Consider the following 3,001-nt stretch of genomic DNA (forward strand, 5'->3'; position numbering starts at 1 on the left):
GCGCTTCCACCCGCGCGTCTTGCCCACACGAGCTCGCCCCCGGCCGCAGCAGCGCCCCCGGCCGTTCCGGCACCGCCAGGACCCGCCACGCCTCCGCCGCCGGTGCCGGCTGCGCCCGGTTCTCCGGCGCTGCCAGCGTCCCCACCGTCTCGGCCCCCGGCGCCACTCGCGTCAACGCCGCCCCCTTCGCCAGCAACCGCGGCATCTGGCGTGCCCAGACCGGCCTGCCCACCCCCGGCCCCCTGGGCGGTGCCCGAGTCACCCTGGCCCGCGACTGCGCCGTCAACACCGCCCGTGCCCACTTCCCCCGCGTCGCTCCCGCCGCCTTCGGTCGTTGTGCGGCCGCACGCCTGCAGTATCCACAAGAGCAGCAGCAAGAGCACTGTTCGGAGTCGGTTCATCTGGGTACGAAGCCGCTGTTCATGGGTCGCTGCCTAGTCCTAGTTGCACGCCCGGTAGCACACCGGAACACCAAAACGCGTGGAGCAGGTGCCACCGATCTGGGTGCACTCGGCAGTATTACAGGCTGGCGGCGCGGACTCGGGCGGTACGGCACAGACGCGTTGGAGGCTGCCCGGAAAGGACACGCAGACCGACGGTGGCGGGCAGGGTTCCAAGACAGGTGGTGCGGTACCACCCCCTACGCCCGCCCCGCCTCGGACACCACCCATGCTACCCCCGAAGCCACCTAATCCACCTCCGGCGCCACCCATGGAATCGCTGCCCGCCAGCGCCATGGTTCCACTCGAACCACCCAGGCCACCGCCGCCCGCATCGCCCCCGCCCGAGCCACCGCCGCCTTGTCCGACGGTCCCCGCCTGCCCAACCACGCCGGCCTGCCCGATCACACCGGCCTGGCCAACGGTACCCGCATGGCCAACCGTGCCGCTCGCACCCCCGCTGCCGCCTTGTCCGCTTGCGCCACCCGCCCCAGCGCCGCTGCCATCGCACGGACCCGCGGTCTCGCAACCGTTGGCAGCATTCCCGTCGCAGTTGAAGTGACCGGGAGGACACCATACCACCGTACAAACACCGCTAATGCATGCGGTGCCTTGCTCCAGACACAAGCCACCGCAGCGGCCACAGGCATAGTTGGACGTCAGCAGGTCAAAGGCGCACGCTCCCTGACGGTGACCGCAGATGGCTTGGCCGGGTGGACAACCGTCCAGGCCGCCGATCCCGGGACAGATGCTCGCCGCCTCGCAACCGTTGGCGGAGTCACCGTCGCAGTTGAAGCGTCCCCTGGGACAGCCGGTCAGCGTGCACACGCCGCCTACACACGCCGACGTTTGCGCATTCGGATGCTGGCACGACGCACCGCATTCGCCGCAACTCCCGAGCGAACGGTACAGATCCGTTTCGCACCTGCCGTCCTTGTTGCAGTCGCCTCGTCCTGGCGGACAGACCGCCACGGCACCCGCGGTGCCGCCTTCACCCGCCATGCCGCCGTCCTGGCCGCCCGCTCCGCTGTCCAACGCATCCACACCCGCCTGACCCGCCGTTTCCCCAGCGCTTCCGCCGTCCACTGCACCCGCACCGGCTCCGCCTCCGGTTCCGCCGGCGTCAAGGCCGGCGCCACCATGCGCCTGCCCGCCCGAGCAGGCCTGCAGTCCCATCAGTAGAGCCAGAGCTGCTGCAGCGCGCCGCATCGTCGCAAGAGCGATGCGGGCAACCACTAGCGGCACTCCCGGATGCACAGGCCCGAGTACCTGCACACGCCGTTGAGACGCCAGCAATTCGGCATATTGCAGAGCGGAGGGCTGGCGCCTTCGGAGTAAGAACAGTAGCGGATGCCCGCAAGGGCAGGACGGGTTGTGCAGACCCAGGGGGCCGGGCAGGGGCCGGGGCCTCCTGCACCGGAGACGCCGCCTTGACCACCGCTGCCGCCTTGGCCTCCGAAGCCACCCGCCCGGCAACGTACGATACAGCGCGTGTTGAACCCGCCCCAGTACCGGCAAATCCCGCCAGGCGGGCTGTTGCATGGAGCGTTGGGGCTGGTGCACGCAGCGGGCTCTGTACTGCCTTGAGGCAGGCACACCTGCTGAGCATTGGAGAATCGGCAATCATAGCCCTGGGAGCACATGCCGAATCCGCCAGAGGCACCCGCCCGACCACCGACACCGGCCTGGCCCAGGACACCGCCTTGGCCGCCAGCGCCGCCCTGGCCCCCGACGCCGCCTTGACCGACGGTGCCGCTCTGACCGGCGATCCCCGGGTCACCCCCCCCCTGACCGCCGACACCACCTTGGCCGACAGTACCGCCCTGGCCCCCGACGCCGCCTTGACCGACGGTGCCGCTCTGACCGGCAATCCCCGGGCCACCACCTCCCCCCTTACCGGCGATACCGCCTCCCCCGAGCACGCCCGCTCGCCCGCTGGTGCCGGCGCTGCTGCCGCCGAAGCCTGCCCCAACTCCTGGGGTGGCAACCGTCTTCGCCCCACAACCCGCAAGGACCAACCAACAACAAACCCCGAGCCAGACACCGCCAGGAAATGCGGGGGACGATGAGACCCGTGGTATCAGAACGAGCGTTCCTAGGCGGGAGACGATTCCTCGACAATACACCAGACGCACCTCCCGGCCCCGCCGCCGAATCGATCCCCATGTCGAGGCCGATGCACCGTTACCAAAACAGCCTGGACGACAGACACTAGCCACTAGCATAACCGACCCGCGGCTGCAGCCACAACAAAGTCAAGGGTTCACCGGAGGCGTGCTCGAATCCCCTGGCACGTACCCGTCGTCTATCTGCTCGACCGAGTAGGACAAAGTGTAGATGTTGCAGTCGCCGTTCGGCTCCTTCAGAGGGACGCCGAGCGCGTCCTTCACCCAGATATGGAGATGCCACTGCTCACCCGGCTGACACTCTATGTCGCGTGCGACAATGGCGGTTGTCCCTCCTCCTTCTGCCGTGTTGTTTATTTGGACGATGTTGTTGGGGTGTGTGAGGGGGCTTTCGGATGGCGCACAACCCCAAATGTCGTTGGGGCCAGACCAGCA

General features: G+C 68.7%; 3 protein-coding genes and 1 pseudogene. 2 read left to right on the top strand and 2 right to left on the bottom strand.

Features of this window, described 5'->3' with window-relative positions:
- The coding region (locus MJD61_18235; GenBank protein ID MCG8557202.1) for a hypothetical protein at positions 1 to 401 on the bottom strand (401 nt) is incomplete at its 3' end.
- 229 nt (positions 402 to 630) lie between these two features.
- Here MJD61_18235 and MJD61_18240 point away from each other — a divergent pair.
- Both MJD61_18240 and MJD61_18245 read left to right on the top strand, forming a co-directional pair.
- Positions 631 to 801 (top strand): annotated as a pseudogene (locus MJD61_18240) (iron dicitrate transport regulator FecR).
- Between the two features lie 1,222 nt (positions 802 to 2,023).
- On the top strand, positions 2,024 to 2,509 hold the full coding sequence (locus MJD61_18245; protein MCG8557203.1) for a hypothetical protein: 486 nt from the start codon (positions 2,024 to 2,026) through the stop codon (positions 2,507 to 2,509).
- A gap of 186 nt (positions 2,510 to 2,695) precedes the next feature.
- Here MJD61_18245 and MJD61_18250 read toward each other — a convergent pair.
- Positions 2,696 to 3,001 (bottom strand): hypothetical protein (locus MJD61_18250; protein ID MCG8557204.1); only part of this gene is annotated, 306 nt, incomplete at its 5' end.

This window comes from Pseudomonadota bacterium (assembly GCA_022361155.1).
In the GTDB taxonomy this organism is placed as follows: Bacteria; Myxococcota_A; Polyangia; order Polyangiales; family JAKSBK01; genus JAKSBK01.